The 22987-nt window shown below is 62.0% G+C and carries 19 protein-coding genes and 1 pseudogene; 10 read left to right on the top strand and 10 right to left on the bottom strand.

Annotated elements, in window-relative coordinates:
- Positions 1-128: 128 nt before the first annotated feature.
- On the bottom strand, positions 129-1541 hold the full coding sequence (locus DEU37_RS11530; RefSeq protein ID WP_121190812.1) for a chromosome partitioning protein: 1413 nt from the start codon (positions 1539-1541) through the stop codon (positions 129-131).
- Between the two features lie 258 nt (positions 1542-1799).
- Here DEU37_RS11530 and DEU37_RS11535 point away from each other — a divergent pair, with 258 nt between their 5' ends.
- Positions 1800-1964, top strand: a complete 165-nt coding sequence (locus DEU37_RS11535; RefSeq protein WP_259457263.1) for a hypothetical protein — start codon at positions 1800-1802, stop codon at positions 1962-1964.
- Between the two features lie 1505 nt (positions 1965-3469).
- Here the strand turns inward: DEU37_RS11535 and DEU37_RS11540 are convergent.
- The 3 genes from DEU37_RS11540 to DEU37_RS15170 all read right to left on the bottom strand — a co-directional run bounded on the left by DEU37_RS11540 (position 3470) and on the right by DEU37_RS15170 (position 5942).
- The gene (locus tag DEU37_RS11540) at positions 3470-4126 is read right to left on the bottom strand and encodes an exosortase/archaeosortase family protein (protein WP_121190814.1); all 657 of its coding nucleotides are present in this window, start codon (positions 4124-4126) and stop codon (positions 3470-3472) included.
- A gap of 25 nt (positions 4127-4151) precedes the next feature.
- Positions 4152-4847: a hypothetical protein gene (locus tag DEU37_RS11545; RefSeq protein ID WP_121190815.1), complete on the bottom strand. Its 696-nt coding sequence runs from the start codon at positions 4845-4847 to the stop codon at positions 4152-4154.
- A 270-nt stretch (positions 4848-5117) separates the two neighbouring features.
- Entirely contained in the window at positions 5118-5942 is an 825-nt protein-coding gene (locus DEU37_RS15170) for a carbonic anhydrase family protein (RefSeq protein WP_121190816.1), read from the bottom strand.
- A gap of 1629 nt (positions 5943-7571) precedes the next feature.
- Here DEU37_RS15170 and DEU37_RS11560 point away from each other — a divergent pair.
- Entirely contained in the window at positions 7572-8252 is a 681-nt protein-coding gene (locus DEU37_RS11560; protein ID WP_121190818.1) for a hypothetical protein, read from the top strand.
- Positions 8253-8432: 180 nt separating this feature from the next.
- Positions 8433-8897, top strand: a complete 465-nt coding sequence (locus DEU37_RS11565) for an exosortase/archaeosortase family protein (RefSeq protein ID WP_183043670.1) — start codon at positions 8433-8435, stop codon at positions 8895-8897.
- A gap of 204 nt (positions 8898-9101) precedes the next feature.
- Here the strand turns inward: DEU37_RS11565 and DEU37_RS11570 are convergent, their stop codons facing one another.
- Positions 9102-9641, bottom strand: a complete 540-nt coding sequence (locus DEU37_RS11570; protein WP_121190820.1) for a hypothetical protein — start codon at positions 9639-9641, stop codon at positions 9102-9104.
- Between the two features lie 112 nt (positions 9642-9753).
- Positions 9754-10368 carry an RNA polymerase sigma factor gene (locus DEU37_RS11575; RefSeq protein WP_183043671.1) on the bottom strand — a complete coding sequence of 205 codons (615 nt, stop codon included), beginning with the start codon at positions 10366-10368 and terminating at the stop codon, positions 9754-9756.
- Between the two features lie 243 nt (positions 10369-10611).
- Between DEU37_RS11575 and DEU37_RS14760 the strand changes: the two genes are divergently transcribed.
- The 3 genes from DEU37_RS14760 to DEU37_RS15110 all read left to right on the top strand — a co-directional run bounded on the left by DEU37_RS14760 (position 10612) and on the right by DEU37_RS15110 (position 15099).
- Complete coding sequence (locus DEU37_RS14760; RefSeq protein ID WP_147424875.1) at positions 10612-11025, top strand: hypothetical protein; 414 nt, start codon at positions 10612-10614, stop codon at positions 11023-11025.
- 5 nt (positions 11026-11030) lie between these two features.
- Entirely contained in the window at positions 11031-12179 is a 1149-nt protein-coding gene (wecB, locus tag DEU37_RS11580; RefSeq protein WP_121190922.1) for a non-hydrolyzing UDP-N-acetylglucosamine 2-epimerase, read from the top strand.
- A 493-nt stretch (positions 12180-12672) separates the two neighbouring features.
- A complete protein-coding gene (locus DEU37_RS15110; RefSeq protein ID WP_183043672.1) occupies positions 12673-15099 on the top strand; it encodes a LuxR C-terminal-related transcriptional regulator in 2427 nt (808 codons plus the stop codon).
- Positions 15100-15161: 62 nt separating this feature from the next.
- On the opposite strand, the gene DEU37_RS14765 is transcribed toward DEU37_RS15110, so the two are convergent.
- Both DEU37_RS14765 and DEU37_RS11595 read right to left on the bottom strand, forming a co-directional pair.
- Positions 15162-15812 (bottom strand): hypothetical protein, encoded by a 651-nt coding sequence (locus DEU37_RS14765; RefSeq protein WP_220699842.1) that lies wholly within the window; start codon positions 15810-15812, stop codon positions 15162-15164.
- Positions 15813-15989: 177 nt separating this feature from the next.
- Positions 15990-17726, bottom strand: a complete 1737-nt coding sequence (locus tag DEU37_RS11595; RefSeq protein WP_121190824.1) for an ETX/MTX2 family pore-forming toxin — start codon at positions 17724-17726, stop codon at positions 15990-15992.
- A 310-nt stretch (positions 17727-18036) separates the two neighbouring features.
- Here DEU37_RS11595 and DEU37_RS11600 point away from each other — a divergent pair, with 310 nt between their 5' ends.
- From DEU37_RS11600 to DEU37_RS11615, 4 genes and pseudogenes are all read left to right on the top strand, one after another.
- Complete coding sequence (locus tag DEU37_RS11600) at positions 18037-18321, top strand: IS3 family transposase (RefSeq protein ID WP_183043673.1); 285 nt, start codon at positions 18037-18039, stop codon at positions 18319-18321.
- Positions 18322-18449: 128 nt separating this feature from the next.
- Positions 18450-18845, top strand: a complete 396-nt coding sequence (locus DEU37_RS15175; RefSeq protein WP_183043674.1) for a transposase — start codon at positions 18450-18452, stop codon at positions 18843-18845.
- A pseudogene (locus DEU37_RS15180) lies at positions 18800-19099 on the top strand (transposase); the annotation flags it as partial. The gene DEU37_RS15175 and the pseudogene DEU37_RS15180, both read left to right, overlap by 46 nt.
- A 9-nt stretch (positions 19100-19108) precedes the next feature.
- Entirely contained in the window at positions 19109-19819 is a 711-nt protein-coding gene (locus DEU37_RS11615) for a glycoside hydrolase family 16 protein (protein ID WP_259457264.1), read from the top strand.
- Positions 19820-20009: 190 nt separating this feature from the next.
- On the opposite strand, the gene DEU37_RS11620 is transcribed toward DEU37_RS11615, so the two are convergent.
- Complete coding sequence (locus DEU37_RS11620; protein WP_259457265.1) at positions 20010-21374, bottom strand: glycosyltransferase family 2 protein; 1365 nt, start codon at positions 21372-21374, stop codon at positions 20010-20012.
- Positions 21375-22043: 669 nt separating this feature from the next.
- Positions 22044-22613: an exosortase/archaeosortase family protein gene (locus DEU37_RS11625; protein WP_121190829.1), complete on the bottom strand. Its 570-nt coding sequence runs from the start codon at positions 22611-22613 to the stop codon at positions 22044-22046.
- Positions 22614-22987: the final 374 nt, after the last annotated feature.

Here is a 22987-nt window from a genome sequence, read left to right on the forward strand (position 1 = left end):
GACCATCCCCCGACCGAAGTGCAAGGGATGCCGCGAGAAACGCCGCGGCAAGGGTCGCCCCGCCGGCGCGGCGGCGCGAAAGCCCTTGCATTTCGAGCAGGCGTGATGCGGCAGACGAGGGCGCGGCCTCAGAGGCGGCGGGCGATGGATGCCGCGACCGTCAGCCACGCATCGCGGGTCTCGGGCGACAGAGCGTCGAAGTCGATCGGACCGCCGTCGACGAGCGCGGCGTCGAAGGGCACGTGCACGACCTCGGCCGTGACCTGCGAGAAGTGGCGCTCCAGGCGCTCGGCGAGCTTGCGATCGGGCTTGGCGGACGGCGCCGCGAGGATCGTGACGGCCTCGTCGATCTTGTGGTCGAAGCCCTTCTCGCGCAGACCGTCGAGCAGCCACGCGGCGCTGGCGGCGGTGTCTTCGCGCACCGTCGAGACGATGACGAGCTGGTCGGCCGCGGCGACGGCAGCGACCCAGTTCGAGGCGCGCATGTTGTTGCCGGTGTCGACGATGAGCAGGCGGTAGTAGCGCGAGAGCACGTCGTGGAGGCGGTCGAAGGCGGTCGCGTCGATGGTGGAGGATGCCGCGGCATCCTCGTCCGAGGCGAGCACATCGAACCGCGCGTCGACCTGCGTGCGCACGTAGGTGTCGAGGGCCGCGAGGCTCGCACGATCGGGCGTCGCGAAGCGGTCGAGATCTTCGAGCAGGTCGACGGCGGTGCGGTGATGCGGCGCGTTCTGCGCACGCCAGCCGAGCGTGCCACGGGTCTCGTTGTTGTCCCAGGCGAGCGTGGCGCCGCCGCGCTGGGTGCCGAAGGTGGCGGCCAGCAGCAGCGTCGACGTGGTCTTGTGCGCCCCGCCCTTCGGGTTGAGCACGACGATCGTGCGCGGCGCGTCGAGGCGGCGCTGCACGAGACGCTCGCGGTCGAGGCGCGACTGCTCGGCCTTGCCCGGGCGGGGGGAGATCGCGCCGCCGGTCAGGCGACGGATCGCGCCGCGCCACCCCTCGGTCGCACGCGGCCGGGCGCGGTCGGCGCGGGAGTTGAGCAGGTCGTCGACGGTGGGCGTCGCGCGCTGGGCGGGTGTGCGCTGCGCGCCCTCGCGGCGGGTGCCCCCGCTGCGAAGGGGCCCGTCGGCAACGGGCGCAGCGGGCACGGCGGTCGCCGTGGCGGCGGACTCGACGGCCGGAGCCGGGTCGGCGGGAACCGATGCGACGAGCACCGCGGAGATCGGTGCGGCGGCCGGTCCCGTCGGCGCGGCCGCCGCCACGGGCACGGCAGCCGCGTCGGAAGCGGGCGCGTCGGCCGCAGACGCGGTGGCCTCGGTGAAGCTGCCGTCGGGGCTGACGACGAGCGCCCATCGCGTGGCGCCGTCGACGACGGTCGCGGTGACCGGCTCTCCCGCCGACGCGGCCATCAGGCGGATCGACTCGACGATGCGACTGCGCAGCCCCTCCTGGGTCGAGGCGAAGACCTCGTCGACCTCACCGGCGAGGTGGATCTCGGCGGCGGTCTGCGAAGTCACGAGAACGGTCGGTTCGAAAGTCACGCCTCCGAGTATCCCATCCGGTGCTGCTCGCCGCCGATGCTCGAGCTGGCGCGTGCGCGTGGCCGCGGTAGACTGGCGGCGCGGCTGCACCCCGCCTCGGGGGCGTCAAGGGTGCTGCGCAGATTCCTGAGGAATCCCAGCAGAGCAGGCCCTTGACCCGCCCTTCGCGAGTCGCAGGGCGGCGGGTATCAGCGGATGGCGATGCATCGACTGAACAGCCGACGACTGCGGAGAGGGCTACCAACGCTTAGCGTTCAAATGGCGGCGTACGACCCACAGGGATGCTGGAAGTGCACAGCACTGCGGCTTGCCGATATCCCGTTCAAGGTCGTCGACGCCCACGCGGCGGGCCTGGTCGACGAGCTGCCCACCCACGGTGCCCGAGAGCTGCCTCTGGTCACGACGTCGACCGGTGAAGGTTGAACAGGGCAGCGCGTCGACGAGCGTAGAGCTGCGCCACGCGAACCTCAGCAGCACGTAACGTTTGCCGCTCAGTCGCCTTCGCGATCGGTGAGGAGGAAAAGCAGACAAGCGGCAACCCGGAGGCTCTCCAAGCTCGCTGGACCAGTGGACGAGGCATGCCGACGCCAGCGGAAGCAAATCTCGTTTCTCGGCGAACGAGGCAGCGGCGAAGTGGCTCTGGGCGGTCGCAAAGCGGCGGGAACGGACGCGACCGAGATCATGACGCTCGCTCTCGTGCTCATCGTTACTCAGCAGAGTTGCAGAATGAGCGTCAGTCAAGCCGACGCTTGTCAGCACAAAACCGCATTGCGGGTCGTAGCCACCCGCCCATGACATGTCCCGAAACTCCCGGTCACCGTTCATCGACCCGAGCGTGAAGGTCGTTCGCCACGCCGGCGATCTTGTTTGCCTCTTGAGCGGTCTCGTGCGCCGCATCCGCGTATACCGCTGATGCGGCTGCCCCAGGGCTGAAACAATGGCGATGACCAGGCTGGGAACGTCCACGCGATCAGCTTCGCTGCTTGCTATTCAACATGGGGCGCGCTGCTAGCTATGTCCACTTGCGTTCAAGGCACCTATCAGCGACCTCGCACTCTCGAAGCTAGGCGCCCCCTCCCATCAGCTCGGGCGGGTGACGCCGGAGGCGAGCCCCTTCCACCCTGGGAGCAGGAGGTCCATTCGCCGCTCCCAGTCCGTGGGAAGACGACCAAGAGATCGATCGACGCGACGATTGGCAAGCCACATGAACTGGTTAGCCTCCGCTGTGTCGAGCGCATTCCGATGTGGCAGTCTTCCGCTTGCGGAAACCCAGGCGCAACACGCTTCCAGTCCTCTCGAGAAAGCCCTACTCGACTCAAGAGAACGTTGCAGGAAGCTATCTAGGTGCATACGCTGCGCCTCGTTCAGCCTGCCTTCGGCGCTGGCACGCTGAACGCCGATGAGCCAGGATCCGAGCTGTCTCTCAACTCCGTTCGACGCCGTCCTATCTGGAAGACGACCGACTCTCCGATACCACGCGGCACAGAGTTCGACTATTCGGGAGACGGCCTCCTGTTCAGGGTCCTGCATACGTGGGCGAGCACCATCTTGCTCGTCGGGTTGAGGCGCCCCCTTCGGCATACCTTCCATCAAATGAACTTCCCTCTCGGACCGCCCGGGGCCGGGGCCCCAAGAAGGCGGGCACTCGCTGGACGGCTCCTTAAGCGGAGTCCGTCCGTGTTGGCGAACTTGCCTGGGAAGCTAAGCCCGCCGGAAGGGGTTGCCCCGGGGGAACCACCCGTCGTCGGATGGGCAGAATGAAATAGTTGTTTCCGCATACGTGGCACTGCTGCTCACAAAATGGTGCGGATGCGTGGGTGCGAATGGTAAGGGAACCCGACTCGTCCCCAGCAACCTCAAACGAGGTCGGCCACCGCTCTACGCTTTGGGGCACCGGGTCGGCCGTTTGTCAGTTACTACATGAAGTTTCACGGAGCGTCGCCTCGCGAACCCTTTCGCATGATGAAGTAGGAAAGCGCCACCGCCCCCGCGATCGCCGCAATACTAAGGACCGACCCCGCGACAGTGTGGGCCCATCCATAGCCTTCGACCCCCCACCACGACAGGGCGGCACCAACGAATGCGATGCGTATCTCGTTCACAGCCACAATCAGACTCACGCTCAGGAGCAACGACACCATAACCCGTGTCACCCTGAACCGCCGCGAGAGCAGAAGGAGAGCCGCGACCACGAGGAAGGGCGCTGTGAGAAAGACGGCACTGCACTCAGTGGTGACCTGGAGCACGTAGGTTGGATCATCCATGTAGACGACGTAGGGAAGCGTTGCCGGCGAGTATGCCGGAACACGGAATATTGCCGTTAGCAACCGCGACGCAAGACCAGCCTCAGCCGCAAGCACACGAGGAAGGAAGCTGAAAGCTGAAACCAGGACGCCCACTACGACTAAGGCAATAAGCCAACGCGGGAGCCACCGTAGGATCGCAGCCGACGTTGCGGGGGCAGACGCTTGAGCGGCCAAAAGGGCTCTCTTTCCGTTATCGATACCAGCAAGTAGCGCCGACCACGCAGGTGGCGGATGGGCCGGCTCGGTCTGAGGCGGCTGAGAGGGGGATGCGGCAAGCATCCCCTCTCAGTCGCCTCTAGTCCGGTTACCGAGTGGCCTCCAAGGCCTCCGCCTGGTCCGCAGACGCCCTGCGTCGACGAGTGATCAGGAAAGCGATCCCCACAGTCATCAGCCCGGCAAACAGTGCTCCACCCGCAGCCGGCCACGAGATCGCCGGAGTACCTACCGTGACAGATCCCGGGATGTTCGTGTTATTCGCAGGGTTGGAGTCGACCCACGTCGACCCGGGAGTCAAACTGACCGTGAACCCGTTGAGCACGGAATTGGCAGGGACCGACGCGTCGATCGTAATCGGGACGTCGAAAACGATACTCTGCGCTGGGGCGGTTCCACTGCCGAAGAACTGGACGCCAGAGCAGATGAGCTCGGTGTTACCGTTCTGCAAAGTGCATCCAGCGGACGTGGTCTCCGCCGTCAGACCGCTCGCCGGATCGGTGTTGTGGAACGTCAGTGGCAGAGAGAACGTAGCGCCCGCCGGCGCGGTGAACTTCAGCGGAGCAACCCACGCGCCGGCGTCCAGGGTGTCGGGACCCAGATTCGTCGCAATCACCGCCATCGTGCCGCTGCCGCCCGGTTGGATGGTAGGAGCGAAGGTGAACAACGCGATGTCAGCGTTGAAGTTGGGAGATGCAGCGCTGGCGCCCGACGCCCCCAAGACTCCGATAAGGACGGCACTTGTGGCAGCGGCTGCTGCGCCTGCCAGGTATCTGCGAAACTTCATGGTTTCCCCTTCAGGATGATGGAGTGGATCTCTTCCAAGAGAGACCAATCAAGCGAGCAAAGTGACGCAGTACCCCTTGAGCGGGGCTGGAATACGAGCCGAGACCGGTCCCCCGGACGATGAGAGCAGAGCGACAGCGCTGGGAGCGTCATCGCCTATTCGCCTCGTCCGGCTTGAGGGGCATCCACGGCCGACTCACACAGCTCGCCAGACCGATCCGCACCTCTCTGAGAACCCATTGGCGGCGCGTTTTGGCGCGAGGTGGGGTCTTTAAGCTGCTGGCACCCGCTCCACCAGTCGGTCATGGAGCGGCTGCGTGGGACGGTGATTGGCTGAGTAACGTGACGTCAGCTCAGCAAGCTGGGAGGACGAGATCGTGATCGGGGTGAGGTAAACGTTCCACCTCACCCCCTCGGTGCACGGCGGCGTGGTGAGCGATCCCTCGTATTGGGCGGAGGGAGATCCTGACGGAAGGAACACGGAGGGATCGATGGGCTTGGTAAGAGCGGTGACATTGTCCGGAGATGCTGAACTGCTCGGTAGCTTGGATAGCATTTCGTCCAGGGCGGACGACGCATCGCCCAGTTGTACCAAAACCCCTAGAACCAGAACTTTCCCATCCACGGATTTGTTGACGAAGTGAAGCTCCGCGGCCGAGTAGCTACCGTCAAGAGTGTGCTCACTCGAGACATGAAAGTGGAACTGCTGCAGATAATAGGTGGTGCCGTCAGCTGTAACTGAGTCGGCAGTAAGGTTTTCTGGGACGGCCTCAACCGCATGACCGGTATTCTCCGCGCTAAAAACAGTGGGTCCATAGTTGACCATCACAGTCTTTGCCGACGTCGCTGGCAGTAGCTTCGCCAGTTGGATGTCAATGGGAGACTCTCGGGAACCTTCGCCGTCCCGGCAAGCCGCCGCTATTTCGCCCCAGTTGTCAGGACCGGCGCTGCCCTCATATGACCACGTACCCATGGTACTGGTTTGGCTCGGAGTAGGCGGAACCACGGCACCCGTGCTGGTACAGGCAGCCACTACCACAACGATGGCCATTGCGGAGCCGAGGGAGAGCAGGTCGCGGACAAGTCGGGATATCATATGTGCCTCTTACGCTGAAGCTCGAGTTGTAAATGTAGGTCCAACGTGGGCTGCTGCCGAACGGAATCCGAGTGAGTCGCCCGGGCCACGATGAAGCCTTGGAGCAGATCCCCGCTGTACCCCTGATGAGAGCGCGATACAGTTACGAAAGTGACGACGAGGGGACAGGACGCTGCTATCGGCCATCGCCACTTGCCGCCCGATCGTGGAGCAGGATGAGCCACAGCCGCCTCCAGTACTTTCGCCCTGCAAGAGCGGGATGGTGCGCCCGAACCACCGGGGAGAGGAACACGGCGGCGAGAAAGATGGTCAGGACGGCAGCCGGCCCCGACCCGGGGGCTTCGGGGCCGGTAAGCACAGACACGTACAGAACCACGCCGGAGAGCGCACTCCCAGCCAGACCGCTCTTCGCTGGGAAGACGCCCGCCGCGAACAGCGCGAACGAAGCCCCTGCGAACAGTCCGATCAAGATGACTGACGCGTAGATCAAAACTGCAGCCACAGCGCTCCTATGTATCGACCGGCCCAGAGGAGGCCGTGATTTCCCAATGTCGTTCCGCGCTTGAGCTGGCGTCCAGCATCGCCGCTACGAATGCAAAGAGCGCGGTCATGAACGCGGCTGAGGAGCACTCGACCGGTTCAATCGGCAGATCGTCGGGCAGTCAACCTGGCCGGCGCACCCACGACTCGCAGATAGCCAAGCTTCTGAAGAGTCGATCGCCTTCTGCCCGCGGCGGTTGCTGCGCCCCTGCTCCTGGGCGAGGCCGCGGGGACGGCGTGAAATCGTGAACGTCTGTCAATCGGTCCCTCACCCCTCCTCCCGGTGAAGTCCCAGGGGTGGGGCCCTGACCGGGGGCAGGGCCCCACCGGCGGACCCGTTTGGGGAGCGAGTCCGCAGCAAGAGACACGCCTTGGGGAGACATATCTCTCGTGGGGAATGCGGTGAATCGCCGAGCCGAAAAGCCCGAGCGCCTACCCGCCTTCTCACTTCATAGAGCGGTTAATGGGCAAAAAGGTGACGCGCTCAACAGCGGTGCATCTGGTGGCACGTGTGCCGTCGGCCGACGTGTTGGCAATGTCGTTTCTGCATCGACACATGCTGGTTCCGAACGGTTCGCGCTCTTCAACTCGTTGATATCGTCCGGCGCGGACGTAGAGCGGCCGAAGATAGCGGTCCTCCACACGACGTCGTTAGGGACTCAGTCACCTGGACCCCCGGCCGTGCTCACTCAAGGTGAGGGAGTACGTCAGCACGTCCTCATAGAGGGAGATCCGCCATCACACCTGCAGTCTCAACGTTCGCGGCAAACACCGTGCTGGGGCAGCGGTGGGTGGCTTCTCCTTGCTCCTCGCTCGTCAAAAGACGGAACAGCGCGGTCCCGGCGTGATCTGAGGTCTGCACGAAACGCCATCGAAGTGACGGGATCGCAGCAGTGAGAATGCTGGCCTGCTGACTGGCCATCGGGGCTCGACAGGAGGTTGAGTACGCCCCGGAGCGGGTCCCAGCCAGCGCAATATCTCCGGTGAGCGCGAGACGAGCCACCAACTTTGTTACGACTCGCATCACCTCAGCCAAGTTTCAAACCTCTCCTTCACAAGGAGTCCCAAACTTGAAAGGACACGTCTCAAATGAAAAAGACCTTCGGAGCGGTGATCCTCGCCGGCGGAGCAGTGTTGGTCAGTGTGATGGTGGCAACGCCGGCACTGGCAGACACAGTCACCACAGGCGGGCTTATCTTCGGCACATACGGTCGGGGGGAGACGGGATATGTCGGGGTGAACATCCAGAACCCACAGTATGAGCTTGAGACCGGGACGACGACGTTCACGCTGAACGCTCCGCCTCATTCCACGTTCACCCAGTCCACAGTGAGCGGGACCCCGCTGCAGTGGGACACCGCGAATGGATACCAGCCGACCGGCGCGGATGAGACGTGGGCGTGTGCTTTGAGTAACGGCAACACTCAACTCACCTGCAGCAATATCACGCTCAGCGTCCCGCAGCTCACGAACTCCTACCCTGGAACTGTTCAGCTGAAGATCCCGGTCGCGATCGACAACACAGCCCCCTGGGCAACCACCGTCTCTAGCGCTTCCGGTTTCAACATGACGGCAAGCCCCGAGATCGGAGCAGGCGGTCTGCCGCGGCTTAGCGCGGCGACTCAGCCGCTGAGCTATCAGATGAAGGCGGACCCGGGCAGTCCCGCGATCCCGGTCGAACCGATCTCTCTGGCAATCGGCGCCCTTGTACTGGGGGCAGCGGCTGCCGCTATTGGCGTGCTCCGCCGGAAGCGCATCGCTACGCAGTAGGAACGGCCTTTTATTTGCGGCGCTGTTCCGGTTCAATCCCGGAACAGCGCCGCAAATCAGGGCCGCTGAGCAGCAAAGAGGTAGTCCGTGACTCAGAGTATGACTACAACAAGGTTTTCATACCGACCCATCTCAAGCATCTCGCGATGGGTAGTCGCTATCGGCCTTCTTTGCTCGATCGTGGCCGGGGTAGCACTGCTCAGCAATGTGCTCGCCTTCGAAGCAAATATTGCGGCTCGCGTGCTCGAGTCGGTCTTCATGGTGCCCGCATCGGCACCATCTGGACAGGCATATATCCGTTACGTCGCGGACTATCCCTATGTCCTCGTTGTGACCCCGGAATGCAGCGCAGTTTTTCTTACCGCGCCTTTCATCGCAGCGAGCGCTTTGCTGGTGCTTTCGGATCGCTTCACCGTGAAGCGGATCATGGCTACTCTATCGGTCAGCATCGGCGTGATCTTAGCCATCAACGCTCTGCGTATTGCATTCATTGCTGCCGCCCTCGCGTGGTGGGGCATGGATGGTTACGGATGGTCTCACACGGTAGTTGGATCCACCCTGAGTTTCATCGCGATCGGGGTCTCCACAGTCATTTTCTACGTTGCACTTACACGCCCGCGGGCTCCACGCCGGCCCAGGACATAGCTGCAACCGGGAAAAAGGAGCCCACCGTGGGACCCGATCGTCACGCTCCCGATCAACCGACGAAGGTGCTGTTAGCAGTCCGGCGACCGTGCAGCGAGGAACACTGGCGACACGCTCGTCCACGAGCACGGGCATCGCTCTGTTGTGAATTCGGCCGGGGAGGGAGCGAAAGAGTCGCGCAAAGGGCGGCGAATCAACCCAAGCTCACAATTCGGCCCCTCGTGAGGCCGGATCCACTGCGATCAGCCAGCTGGCGGTACTCGCAGCAGCAATCCCAATAGACAGCAATGCAGTAGGCAGCAACCCTTGCAACAGCGGCTGCTCACTCCATCCCCACCAGCGCATGATCGAGTTAAGAAAGACAGCCTCCAGCATGCTCGTTTCGACGAGGATTGCTGTTGCGACCGCCAGTGCCTTCAGCACCTTTGAGATCGAGAACCGCGTGGAAAGGACCATCACCGCCCCCGCCATAAAGAAGGGGACGATCAAGAACACGACGGAGGAAGACTCGGCGATGGTGACCGTGAGCGGCAGACTCCCGGAGACGCCAATGCGCAAAGTCAAGGCAGGTAGGACGGCGCTGACTACAACAAGGGGCGCGTTAATCATCGCTGAGGCCGCACTGGCCTCGATGACTCGAATCTGTGGGCTGCCCCAGACCGCGGCAGCGCACAGAAGAATCAGAACGGCGCTGACACCGGCTCTTTGCAAATAGAGATCCGACTCTGTGATGTCCTCATCCAAGCCCGCTGACTACCCTCCGAGGCTCCTCCGTCGGAACCTTTCCACATGATCCTTACTCGACGAAAAGCAGCGCAAACGACCCTCAGCTCCACTCAGTACAAATCGGGCCATTTCATCGAGTTGCACTGCGCGCTGAGGCATCGAAGCTCCTAGCAGGCTCCTCGGCGCTGCTGGCGAGTCGAGAGAGATAGGAAGCCCGCAGCCCTTGCTTTGCTCGGCGTAGCAGAACCGTGAAGCTGTTCGGGGACAGCCCCATCCGTTCAGCAGTCGTCGCTCGAGGCTCTCCTTGGATCACAGAGAACCAGAGGGCGTCCTGCCAGCGCGAAGGAAGATCACCGAACGCAGCCCGCATTTCATCGTTAATACTCTCTGTGGCGTCCGGGACGATCGAGTCAAGTATTTGGTTGTCATCCGTAGGCTGAACCCTCGCGCGCTCCTGAAGAACAGCGCGAGAACGGTTGCGGACAGCAGTAAACAGGTAGGCGCGAAAGTGAACGGCCGGACCGTTTCCGTTCTCGATCGCGGTCACGACGCTGTGGAACGAATCAACGGCCACATCCTCCGCGTCTGCGGCGGAGCGAAGTACGCTCAAGGCCACGCGCTGTGCGGCGCCGCCGTGACGCAGGAAGAGCTCCGCTACCGCCGAAGAGTCCCCAGTCCGCACACAAGCTATCAGCTGCTCGTCATCCAACTGCGGATATTGTGTGCGCGCACGTTCGACGTTCATATCGGACTCCAGCTCTTGCAGTCGCCGAGGGGATGTGCGCCTCGCACCGGCGACTACAGAACATACCCCGCCTGCAGTGAATCTGAAGGATCGCAAGGATGCGGTTTTTCTCACCGAAGGTGTGAGCCGGGGTGTGACCTGATTGACCCCGCGATCCCCGGGATGGGAACGCTCCCGCATCCTCCCTCCGTTCGAAAACCTGGCTTCTCGTCACTCTCAGCCCTCTACGTACCTCTCAAAGACATGACCGCTAAACAAGCTTGGGAGGCACTTTGCGCGTTCGTAACGGATCAGGTGCCCAACCAAACCACATGGTCGACGCTGGACTATTCGCTTCTCAACACTGTCGCTGAACTGGCGAGTGAACGCGCAGTATTACGCCACCACGACCTAGGTCTTGAGATCACTCTGCCTCTTCGTTCGTACGTAACGGAACTCTGGGCGGCGGACGAGGATCTAGCCATCTCCTTCATCGCCGCATTGCTTCGTCAGATCAGAGCCCGCTGGGCGCACCTTACGGAGAAGGAACTGCTCAGGAGCCTAGCCAAGGACCATCTCGCCGGCTGGCATTGCCTCAGCTCATTCGTTTCCAAAGCAGCGTTCGAGCTGCCCCGGTACACACCTGTCGCGCTCTCGGTATCGGAGTGCACCCTGTGAAGCTGATGCCGATCTACGGGACCCGACCAGAAGCGATCAAACTGGCTCCCGTTATAACAGAGGCCTCTCGGCGAGGTCTGGAGTTGTCCATCGTTACTACCGGTCAGCATCGAGAGATGTGCGCCGAGGTCAACGGAATATTCGGAATAGTTCCGGACCACGACCTAGACATCATGAAGCCCAGTCAAACGCTTGCCGAGATATCGAGCGAAACGTTGAGAAAGCTGGCCCCCGTCCTTCTAGAAGAGCGGCCGGATGCCGTGCTCGTCCAGGGCGATACCTCCAGCGCGACCGCTGCGGCTTTGGGCGCCTACTACCAACGCATTCCCGTCGTTCACGTCGAAGCCGGTCTTCGAACCTTCAATCTCTACTCACCGTTTCCTGAAGAGGGTAACCGGCGAGTCATCAGCGCGATCGCGAGCCTTCACCTCGCCCCGACACACCTTTCCCGCTCCAATCTGGTAAATGAGGGCATTACCCGGGAGGCCGTTGTGGTGACAGGAAACACGGTCATTGATGCGCTGGAGTGGGCATCCGAGCAACGCGTAGAGATGACGGATCCTCGCCTTGAGGACCTGCTTCGGAGTTTCAGACCCTTCATCCTTGCGACGGTCCATCGGAGAGAGTCCTTCGGTCGTCCCATGCGCGAGATAGGTACGGCGATCCGTATCCTGGCGAAGCGCTTCCCCCACATCAAGTTCGTGATCCCGAGCCATCCGAACCCGTCCGTCGCCGAGTACTTCATCTCAGAGCTTCGCGGTATACCTAACGTCCTGATCACGCAGCCTTTCTCATACCTCGAGATGGCTCAGGTGCTGCGGGCTGCACATATCGTGATGACCGATTCGGGCGGGCTACAGGAAGAAGCCCCCACATTCGGAAAGCCAGTACTAGTGCTTCGTGAGAGCTCTGAGCGCCCTGAGGCGATCCTGGCTGGCACCTCGAAGCTGGTCGGAACCGACGTCGCAACCATTGTCTTTGAGTGCGAGCTGCTAATCACAGACCAGGGAGCCTACGAATCGATGGCCAGAGCTGCGAGCCCATTCGGGGACGGGCGGGCGGCAAGGCGAAGCGTGTCCGCTATCCAAGCACTACTCGGGGAGGGTACTCACGAGCCCGAGTTCGACCCGCAAAGTCACGGCCAGATCTCCTAGCGCAGCCTCACAGGGAGGAACCCTACGAGATCTCGTCATCCTCGATCACGACGGGCACAGACTCACGTTCACACAGTGGGCATGAGAAGTACCCGATCATGAGGTTAGGGCCTATCCGCCTCGAAGTGGACGCCGGGGGGATGCATCCAGTGCGGAGTGGGCAACTAGTAATAGAACAGCTGGCACGAGCTTTGGCGTTGCGCGACAGATGGTCGGACAGCAGGGGGAAACGCTCTTCAGAGTTCGCGTGGTCGATCACTTCAGCACAATGGGATAGGAAAGGGCGATTTGAATGCATGGGAGCGTCGATGACGGCCCCCCGGCTCACTACGCCGAGACGCTTAGCTCCGGCAAAGACATCCAGGGGCCGAGTCTACAGATGTTTCTTGGGGCAGAGGCCGGCGCCGTCCAACGCGCTGTCCCCTTTCCTCCAAGTCGATTCATAGCACGTCCGCGCGTCACAGCCCGCATACGCGAGGCCCTGACCTGCGGCGTGGCAGTCGTGCGAGCCTTCAGAGGTTCCGGAACGCGAACGGCTGTAGCAGAGCTAGTCAATCAAGACGGCATCGCCACGAAGACAATGTGGTGCACCGTAGAGGAACTAGGTCAGCTGGAGGCGCCCAGCGCCAGGAAGGACCCGATCGCGCTACTTGTGGTGGAAGACAGACACGGGACCGCCGCGGACCGGGTCATCGAACTTGCTCAGCGGCTCCGCACAGCAATGGGCTCACAGATCTGTGTCATTACACGAGATTCCGCCCCGTATCAACGACCCGCGACCATATCCAAGCTTGACCTAGAGGTTGTCGATGCACAGACCCTCCTCTTCTCTGAAGAAGAGATCGCTGCTTTAGCTGAAACATTTGGGCTTCGGATCACGCCCTCAGCCATGGAATCTATCGCTCGGGTCACGGGTGGATGGGCAGAAGGACTCAAGGTTGCTCTGAGCAGCTTCGCTCGAGCTGATAGCTGGATCGATGACGAGAATGTCGAGGCGATGCTTCGACCGGGGATCGAGTGGGCACGCGAGCTGGGTCCGACGGCCCTGGATGAAGCGCCCTCAACTCAGCTATGGACACCGATATCGATTCCCTCCTTCGTGGATGAGAGCCTCCTGGAGGCGACAGAGACGAACCCCGAGCTGGCCAAGAAAGAACTCAAGAAGCTGGTCAGGGATGGGGTGGCTACTCGCGAACTGCAAAACGGAGAGTACCGGTGGAGACTAAACCCGCTTCTGCGATCGGCATTGGTGGCATCCATCGACGAAAAGGACGTCCGGGAAGTCGCGGGCCTCATGTCCGAAGTGCTCCTGCGACAGAACAAGCTCGCCGAAGCCATTCGTCTGTCAGCCACTTCGAACGCAACCGACCGGGTACTACGCGCGACGAACCGGGCCTTCGGCCGGTTAGCTCTCGATGATTGGCTCCAGCTCGCCACAGACGTCCCGCCTGCCGCCCTACTTCGAATGCCGACCCTCATCTCTTTGCGGGGATCAATCGAGGAACGTCTGCCTCAGAAGGACCGCCTGGAATGGCGCACCAACCCGCAGCGCCCGGTACCCGACCCCCTAGAACTGGCCGGGCTAGCAGCCGAGCTCCGCGCCCAAGGCGATTTCACGGGCGAGCTCAATCTACTTCCGATACTCAGCAAGGCCCGATCTCAGGCAACGAGCATCGAAACCCTCAGCGCTCTACAAGTCCAAGAGATATCCGCCCTCCTCAGCCTCGGCAGGTTTACGGTGGCTTCGCGCCAAGCAACACTCCTCGATATCGAGCCCGGCATGCCGCTCTTCCGTGCGCTCTACCTCGCCGCCCTCCGCACACTGAGCCAGGCCGCGATCGGCAACACAGCGCAAGCACGGACAGAAGCGAAGGTAGCGCGAAGTATTGACGCCCGCGAGTTCTACATAGGATCCCAAGCAGACGCCGAGTTCAGACTGGCAGCAGCGCTCACAGATGCGTGGGCCGGGCGTCCAGCGTCGGCCGAAAGTGCTTTGGAGACACTCAAAGACGATGTCGGCCCAACCCCATATCAGCTCCTTCGCCGAGTCGCGAAGGCTCTCGTCTATTTCTTCCAAGGCGATACCGACCGCACACGGCATCAACTACAGAAAGCGGCTGTTCTCGCTGAGATCGCATCCGCCGACGAGGCTCGAGAGCTTGTGGAGTACTTACGTGCACGGATCTCGCTGATTACCGATGAGGTTCAGCCGGTAGAGCACAGTTCGCGGGCTTCTCGCCCCAACCAGTCAGCTTGGGGCCACCTGACCTCTGCACAGTACGCGCTCTTACGACACGACTTCGAGTCGACCCAGACCGCCGTGGAGGCAGCTCTTCATCTATCACCCCCCCAATCGGCCTCCCACCTCACAGGCCTGTTTCTGTTGGCAGCCGCGCTCTACCGCGCAGCAAACCATAACAACGCGGCCAAGGTCGCCAGCACAGCTTTCTCAGCTGCCCAGTCCGGCTCGACCGTGTTCCCGTTACTGGCTATCCCTCATCCCGACCTTGTCGCTCTTGCCGAGTTAGTGGACGAGGAGCCCTCTTCCCTTGTGCAGTCTGCGAGAGATCTGCAGGCCTTGGCACTCCGCGGCGATATGAAGGGTCGCACGCTAACCCGCCGCGAACGGCAGATAGTCGCTGAGCTTGCGTCAGGGGACACATTCGAGCAGATAGCTCGCAGGTTGTTCGTCTCGGAGAACACGCTCCGCAGCCACACCCGAAGCCTTTACCGAAAGCTCGGCGTCCAGTCGCGACATGATGCTGTAAGCCGCTCTCTTCAGTTCGGAATACTGCCGCCGCACCCATCGACATCGGCCAGGGGCGGCAACGGCTCGATGTCGAGCCGCGCCTCCGCGAAGGAATTCCAGAGACCCGCGGAACCTTCGGTCGACCCGGTCCGCTCTCCTCAGGGACGCTAACGAGGGAGGACTCCTCGGTTGACAAAAATTGCCATCCGAGGAGTCCTCTACGACACTCCGGGCTACGCGCGCGGCTGATGATCCGCCGACTTGCGACGACGAAGAACAGCGATCGCGGGCACGAGAACACTCGCTCCCAAGAGAACCGCGGCTGCGGCGGGGGTCATCGCAGGAGTTCCCAGAGCGACGTTGTAGACGCGAGAGTTGTTGCTGAGATTCGAGTCGGCCGTCGACTGGTCGTCGGGCAACACTGAGACGGAACCTGAGTAGGTTCCGGGCACAGCATCCGAGTCGGCCGTCAGGGAGAACGTGATCCTGCCGCTGTTTCCGGGTGCAATCGGTGACCCCGAAAGCGATGACGGGTCACAGGTGAGGGTCGTACCAGCCGTATCGGTACTGCATGCATTATTGGCTACTAGCTGTTCTCCGAGAGGCCCTACCGTGACCGCGTTGCTGGTGAACTTGGTGTACTGGGGAGCCTTGACGACGATCGTCCAACCTTCCGACGAGTCGATTGGATCTCCCGCCAGGTTATAGAAGTCGATGTGACCTTCGCCTGACTCTCCGGCGTTAAGGTCCGGAACCGTCACGTTCTGGACCTCGAGATCCGTCGTGTAATGAGTGGCGGCGCTTGCCATCTGAGCGCCTCCCAGAACACAGAGGGCGCCCGCTGCGAGAACGGGAACAACAAGCCAGCGCTTTTTAAGGGACATGTTTTGGGACCTTCCATCCGAGATCTCATCTCGGTCGTGAATAAGAACGGTTGCGCTCAACTGAGCGCAAGGCTGCTGGAAACAATGAGCACGGGTTCCAGCTGGGGTATGTGTAGAGGGTGGGCTGAGCTCAACGGAACTCCCCCGTGAATCCAGCCCACCCCTTGCCCTCACGGGTTAGACAGTGAGGTTCTTCCATCCCATAGAGGTGTGCTGCCAGATGCCGCTGCTTGCGACAACCCAGACGACGCCATCTGCACCAATCTGGGCAGCGACAATCCCCGGCGTAACAAGCGGGTCCTTAATCGCAGCGACCGTGCATGCTGCAGGATCAGAGAGCTGCGTGGGGTCGTAGGCGTAGCACTTCCAGCTCGTCACGTCACCGGTGGCGCCATTGACGGAGTCACTCGCCCAGACAACGCCGTTCGAGATATGCGCCACATGCGACTTGCTTCCCACCGACAAGTTGTCGGCTCGAGTGTTGGGCTGCTGGACCCAGCGGATGCTGGTGCGGTCCAGTCGATAGAGATGGTTATCGGTTCCCAGACCCCAGATTGTGCCATCGACACCCACGGAGGTTCCGAGGACCTGGCCGAGGAGATGCGTCCAGCTTGCGCCATCCCAGTACCAGTCGTCGTGCGACGTCGCGGTGAGCACGACGTTGTTCTGGCTTGCCACGTCAAGGCCACTCCACCAGTCAGTGACACCCATAGCGGTCCACTTAGCTCCGTCATACCGGTATGGCGTGCGGGTGCCGCTGGCGTCGCCGGCGAGGACCCACAGTTCACCGTCGCTACCTTCGGAGACGACCTGAACCTGCGGGATTGTGCTGGTGTCGATCGTCTTGGCCGTCTTACCGTCGTATTGCACCACCTTGTGGGCGGACGTGAGAACGACAGCGTGGTTCGCGTCGCCGGCATCGAAGCTCAGGATCTGAGTCCGCGGAAGAACACCCGCGTCACAGGTGATCGCGTATCGCAGCGACGAGACATTCGCCAGCGCAGCGGGGCTGGGCGCCAGTTTTGCGAGCGCACGGGGGGACGGTGTCGACGCCTGATTTGTCGTTACCTGAGAGGCAACGCTCGGAGTGGCATCAGGGGTGATCCAATCCCTGGCGTAGGAGGTGACGTAGTTCTCGTCCACGAAATGAGTCGTGCGACTCATCAGCGCGGTACCGTCGCTATTGGGAGTAACCCAAGACGGCGCAAGAGGGTCCTGTCCCTTGTCCCGGGTGAGGGACAAGAGCTGTCCGATGGGGATGGAGATCTCTTTGCCGCACTTGTCAAGTACGACGTTTCCCGACAACCGAGCAGTGGTCTTCGCATCACCGGTGAAGGTGCCCTGAACGACAGTGGCCTGGTGGTGCGCAGTTGAGTGCGCGGGGGTCGTCACACTGGAACTGGCGTAGTTCACAGTTACCTGACGGCTGGTGCTCTCAGTGTGCTGCGTTCCCCAGGACTCCTGATAGGAATACGAGAGCCCACCCGCCACGGGAGCGTACGGATAGGGAACTGCAATCCCACCACCGGCGCCCAGGCTGCTCGATACGGTGTGGTCTGTCGTAGTCGTCATAGTCGCGGTCGAAGACCAACTGCTACCCGAAAACGCCTCGCTTTGCGTGAGGTCAGTGTCGTTGTGGTGCGCTTCATCCGCGTTGAGAAATGTCGTCTTCGGCAGGAACTGCTGGTTTGAGACAGCAATCTCCTCGATGTTGGAGTGGACGCCGGACGTGTCGACTAGGTATCCAGCCAGCTCGGGGGCGTTCGCTAGCACCGCCTGAAGGTCAAAGTCAGGAGTCGAGGTGGGTGCCCCCGACTGGGCAGATGCGGGGCTCGCGATTCCTGCGAGGACAACGATCCCAAGCGCACTGGCTGCTGCGAGAGCGCAGCGACCTAGTTTGGATCGATTCTTCATGTATTCTCCGTTGGTTTGCTTGCATTCTGGTGAATTAGTTACCAGTCTGAACAATGCCGAAAAGCCGGCACATCCAAAGAGAGAGAAGACGCGCCCACTACGTGACGCCAGTGCCTGCCAGATCACCCCCTCGGGCACCCCCGATCGTCACGCTTCTAGCACGCTTGATCTCGGTTCCATGCCGCCGCCGCTCGAACTGTGGGCGCTTAGGACGTGGTGCTAGATGCCTCCGAACGCCTCGTGCAGGAGTCTTGAACGCGTGTCGTGCGATGTGAATCGGCCTGTCTTTCGTTCCGTTATTCAAGCAAGGATGGAACTCGATGATCAGTACGAGGTCGACGCAGGTGTGAAGCCGGGGCTCACCGCGGACGCGGAGGCAGTGAACAACCTCTACAAGACCGAGCTGATCCGCCGGCAAGGGCCATGGTGCACCGTCGAGCGGGTCGAACTCGCGACCCTCGAACGGGTGTGGTGGTGGAACAACTCCCGCCTCCACGGCGAGCTCGACATGCGCACTCCGGTCGAGGTCGAACAGACGTATTACACCGAGCTCGATTCAGCCAGTCCGGCACCTGCCGGACAAGGCTCCCGATAGGAACAAGAGTCAGGCCGACTCAATGTGATCTCCTATGAAGCGTGGTCTGTGAGCGAACCGCTGTTCCCGACTGCAAAGTTAACGGGTCGGCCGCCGGTGGACCGCCGTGCCGTGGTGGAGGCGACGGCGTGGCCGTTCCGGACCGGGCACCGTGGCGGGACGTGCCGGAGCGGTTCCGGAGCTGGAGCACGATCTATAGGAGCTTCAACCGGCGGTCCGAGCAGGGTGTGTGGGCACGGGCGTTGGAAAGGTCGCAGTCGCTGGCGCAGCAGTCCGGGGATCTGAGTTGGGTCGCGCCGGTCGACTACATGGTCGTCCGCGTATATCAGCACGGCACGATACCTCCGCGCGAGATAGGAGGCTCTGTCGAACTGCAAGAAGTTCGGGGAAAGGTCGGCGGATCATGCCATCGGCCGTTCTCGCCGCGGGTTGACGACAGAGAACCACCTCGACTGCGACGGGAAAGCGACGTGCTCTCACCTTCGTCCTCACGCCTGGGCAGCCAGCGGACACCCGCATGCTGACCGCGACGCTGAGCGAGATCCGCGTCGCCCGCTCGAGAGGCAGGGCACGTTCGAGGCCGGACCGGGTGATCGCCGACAAAGGTTACCCGTCGATGGCGAACCAGGCATGGCTGCGCGAGCGCGGCATCGCCGCGAAGGTCCCCGAGCGTGACGATCAGATCGCGCACCGACGATGCGCTCAGGCAAGACCGCACGGAATCACCACTCCGCGCTCTGGCTCGCCGCCACCCTTCACTGGTTGGGCTCGCGTGTGATCATTTCTCATGCCCTCTCTCCCGGGGAGCAGCCTTCCCTCCGCACCAGACCGTGAACCGGACATCGATGACGACTTCAGCGCCGGGCTGAGCCCACAACGATGGGTTGCAAGCTATCTGCCGCAGTGGACGACCCCAGAGCGGGCGCGCGCGCATTACGGAATCGTCGCTGCCGGGATCGAGCTGCGGATCGACACTGATCAGCTGGACTGGCGCCTTGAAGACGCACCTCTGCGCGTCTCCAATCTGCAGACAGGTGTGTATTCCGGGCCGGTCGGCTCACAGCTCGGAACACATCGTCACCGCTTCGATCTCGACGTCCGCACCGAGACACCGCAATGCCTCCTGTTTGCGCCGTCACGCGGGCGGGTGGAAATCACTGTTTCCGCGAGCCGCGCCACCAACTGCATGCTCGCAGCATGGCTGGTTGGAACCGAGCACCGATCCCCGACAGAGTCCGGGGAGATCTGCATCTTCGAGATCGACGCCGACGGCATCGGCGAGGCCACGGTGCCCCGCACCGGCATCAAAGCGCACAACGACCCGCGGCTGACCACCGACATGGGCGAAGTCGTTGTCCCCTTGGACGCATCCTCTCCCCACACCTGGACGGTGATCTGGGGGCCGGGCGAGACGCTTATCGGATGCGAAGGTCGACCACTGTGTCGGATCAAGCAGGCCCCCGACTATCCGATGTTCCTCATGATCGACCTCTTCTAGATCGGACCTCGCGGCGGCAGCTACCCCAAGTCCGCCACTATCCACCATGTCCGCGCCTGGCAATGACAAGTGAACCGAATCGGTTTGGCAACACGTCCTAGCGGCAACTTGCGGATGGAGCGACGTCGCACGAACCCGAGGAGATGACGCTGATCCCGCTCCCGCCGCGGATGTCGGGGCGGGGAACTCCTTAGCTCTCGCGGGCGACCGGCTGACCTATGGCGGCCTCGGAATTTCGCCGAGTCTTGGCCCAGCCCGACCTTCCGGTAAGGAGGCGCCCAAAGGCGCGCCAGGTGGTCACATAGAAGGCGTATACGTAGAGCACATAAGCCCAGCCCCAGCCCACGCCACGCCAGTAGCCCTGCTTCCGCTCACACTTCGCGATGTAGACCGGTCCCCATAGAAAGAAGGGCGCAAGACCGGCGACCAAATAGGTGCCGAGCAAGGCGGCCCCCCCTCTGGTCAAGAAATCTACGAGGAATTCCGTGTTCGAGAGAAGCGCAGTCGCAAGAAAGATCATGGGGATGGGGTACACAAAGGTACCTATCAGGGTCAACCACGGCTGCAGGAAGTAGTAGGTCATCTCGACGATTCCAGCATTCGAGATCTTGCGACTCGACCATACGGCCGGCCAGTAGCGAATGCACTGCATGACACCTTGTCCCCACCGAGTCCGCTGCGTGAGGTAGCGCCGCAGATCGAAGAGAGCTTCCTGGTCAACCCAGGTGTCTGGACAGAACCGGTTTTTCCAGCCGGCGAGAAGCAGGTGGACGCCGAGTTCAAAGTCCTCGAGCAGAGAACCTCGCCAAGCTTTACCGTCTCCCCCATCAAGAGACTGCAGCGCCGACAAGCGCGTGAACTGCCCATTGCCGCCCATACCCACTGTTCCCGTGTAGATCCGGGCCGATTGGATTGCGGAGATTACAGTCCGGAACTCAACGTCCTGCATTCGCACGAGTGTTCGTGCGAAGAAGTTTCGGAGCCTTCCAGAGGAAGGGAGGGGCGTGTGGACGTCGCGGTTCATCATTCTCACCACGATCTGGACGCCGCCGACCGAAGAATCCCCGAAGTAGTCTGGGCCAGCGACGGCGCGCAAACAACCAACGGCGGGGCGCCCATCAGCGTCTACAACACCGACAATGACCCGCTCGGCATCAACACCGTCTCCTAGCCAGGCTATGAGCTCAGCGTAGGCCGCATTCAGTGCGTCACCCTTCCCTGTTCTAGCCTTGGGCCTGCGACGCTGGACGAGATGAACGAGGGGTGAGGCTTGCATCCACCCGGCGACAATGACCGCGGTGTCGTCATCTGAGTCGTCATCTATAACCCACACATGAGTATCGGGGAAACTGCCGAGCAGGTACTCAAGAGTCTCCCCGATTACCGCCTGCTCATCTCGGCAGGGGACGAAGAGGTGCCACTCCAGGTCGCCCGGCTCGCCCGATCGACGCGATCGACGGCGAAGAAAGGGCACGACTATGAGCAAGACATACAGGGTGAAGATCACTGAGAGGATGAGCGAGAGCTGCATTGAGACAGCAAGAACGATCTGCAACTTCTCTACCTACTCTCTTGAGGCCCACGTCCAATCAAGCGTTATTACCGCGCAACCTCGTTCTCGCTTGCTCTGTTGCGGCCAGACCTAAACAGCAAGGCCCCAGAGAGCATCAGTCCCAGCGATCCTGCGACGACCAGCAACGCAGGAAAGTCCATCCCTGTCGTAGCAAGGACCGCAGCAGCCCCGCCTCCACCAGCGATTCCGCCATAAGGGGTGTACAAGTTCGTGCCTCCGTCTTGGATGGGGTACTTCCCCGTCCACTTCCAGTTCATCTCTTATAGAGGAGAGAGCAACCGCCCCATCAAGGTGACGGATAGGGACTGGCGAGGTACCCCGATAGCCCCAGGGGCCCTCTGCGCTCTACAAGATCTCTCTTGAGGTTTGGCAGGGCGAGTCGCCCCCGGATTCCTATCGGGAGAACTCGCCCTGCAGACGCCAGCCAGGCCCCGTAGGTACTCGCCGCTCGAGGAGCTGCCCCCAGCAACCACGAAGCTGCGTCCGTATATGGAGAGCGACATCCGGCCGGAAAGTGACGCAACCCAGACAACGGTGATGCGCAGCCTCACCCACGAGCATCTGATTCAGAAGCCGCTTTCAGCGACTCACACGAACATCGACGGGGGGTGAGGTGAAGGCTTCGCCCCAAGGTTCCGATGGGTCTCGCGCTCAAGGCGCACTCAGGATCTCGGGACTAGCACGCTGCTTCCGTCTTTTCATGACGAGGTAGGACATCGCGACAGCTCCCACGATCGCCCCGACGCTCATGAGCGACCCGGTGACGGTATGGGACCACCCATAACCATCGATCCCCCACCAGACCAGGGCGGCGCCGATGAAGGCGATGCGGACTTCGTTGATGATGACGATCACGGTCACGCTCAGTAACAGCGCTAGCAAGATTCGGGCGGGCGAAAACCGTCGCGACAGCAAAAGAAGCGCTGCTGCCGCAGCGAAGGGCGCGGTGAGGAAGACTGCGCTGCACTCCGGGGTGATCTGGAGTACGTAGGTCGGGTCGTCAACGAAGACGATGTAAGGGAGCGCGAACGGCGCGTATGAGGGAACGCGAAACACTGCGCTCAGTACGCGCGCCGCGAGGTCTGCCTCGATAGCGAGCACCGCAGGCAGGCAGATGAATGCTGACGCCATGAGTCCGACAAGACTGAGCGCAAGAACCAGACGCGTCACCCATTTGAGTGCTGTGCCCGAACTTAGTGCACCTGCCGATTCAAGTACCATCCATGCTCCCCTGCCCTCTCCTGCGCGTGTCTCCTCGAGACAGACAGGTCCCCCTGACTGCACGAGGCGCTTGCCTCTGTATAGAGAGTCCCGGATGGAAGAGTGAGTGACGAGAGCGACGACAACCCACTATCTCCCGAGTCGGGGCCCAGCGTGTTGTTCAGGCCCGCACTGATCCGCACAGGGGGGGGGCTCGCGTCCATACCACCCGGGTAGACACGCTTCAGCCCTAAAACAGAACCGTGGGCGGATGTGCTCCTAACGCCGCGGAGTAGCCCGACAAACGCGCAGGCTACGTGACATCTGGCCCAACCGTGCCGGGAAGTCTACGACGATGAGGATGCTCAGCCCGGGTCGGCCGACGGTTGGGCGAC

It is taken from the genome of Microbacterium sp. AG790 (genome assembly GCF_003634765.1).
Lineage (GTDB): Bacteria > Actinomycetota > Actinomycetes > Actinomycetales > Microbacteriaceae > Microbacterium.

What these genes read in the sequence shown, in the direction of transcription:
- DEU37_RS11535 (WP_259457263.1), top strand. Translation starts at nt 1,800, where the DNA reads ATGGCGGCGTACGACCCACAGGGATGCTGGAAGTGCACAGCACTGCGG.
- DEU37_RS11540 (WP_121190814.1), bottom strand. Translation starts at nt 4,126, where the DNA reads ATGCTTGCCGCATCCCCCTCTCAGCCGCCTCAGACCGAGCCGGCCCAT.
- DEU37_RS11545 (WP_121190815.1), bottom strand. Translation starts at nt 4,847, where the DNA reads ATGAAGTTTCGCAGATACCTGGCAGGCGCAGCAGCCGCTGCCACAAGT.
- DEU37_RS15170 (WP_121190816.1), bottom strand. Translation starts at nt 5,942, where the DNA reads ATGATATCCCGACTTGTCCGCGACCTGCTCTCCCTCGGCTCCGCAATG.
- DEU37_RS11560 (WP_121190818.1), top strand. Translation starts at nt 7,572, where the DNA reads ATGAAAAAGACCTTCGGAGCGGTGATCCTCGCCGGCGGAGCAGTGTTG.
- DEU37_RS11575 (WP_183043671.1), bottom strand. Translation starts at nt 10,368, where the DNA reads ATGAACGTCGAACGTGCGCGCACACAATATCCGCAGTTGGATGACGAG.
- DEU37_RS14760 (WP_147424875.1), top strand. Translation starts at nt 10,612, where the DNA reads ATGACCGCTAAACAAGCTTGGGAGGCACTTTGCGCGTTCGTAACGGAT.
- wecB (WP_121190922.1), top strand. Translation starts at nt 11,031, where the DNA reads ATGCCGATCTACGGGACCCGACCAGAAGCGATCAAACTGGCTCCCGTT.
- DEU37_RS14765 (WP_220699842.1), bottom strand. Translation starts at nt 15,812, where the DNA reads ATGTCCCTTAAAAAGCGCTGGCTTGTTGTTCCCGTTCTCGCAGCGGGC.
- DEU37_RS11595 (WP_121190824.1), bottom strand. Translation starts at nt 17,726, where the DNA reads ATGAAGAATCGATCCAAACTAGGTCGCTGCGCTCTCGCAGCAGCCAGT.
- DEU37_RS11600 (WP_183043673.1), top strand. Translation starts at nt 18,037, where the DNA reads ATGGAACTCGATGATCAGTACGAGGTCGACGCAGGTGTGAAGCCGGGG.
- DEU37_RS11615 (WP_259457264.1), top strand. Translation starts at nt 19,109, where the DNA reads ATGCCCTCTCTCCCGGGGAGCAGCCTTCCCTCCGCACCAGACCGTGAA.
- DEU37_RS11625 (WP_121190829.1), bottom strand. Translation starts at nt 22,613, where the DNA reads ATGGTACTTGAATCGGCAGGTGCACTAAGTTCGGGCACAGCACTCAAA.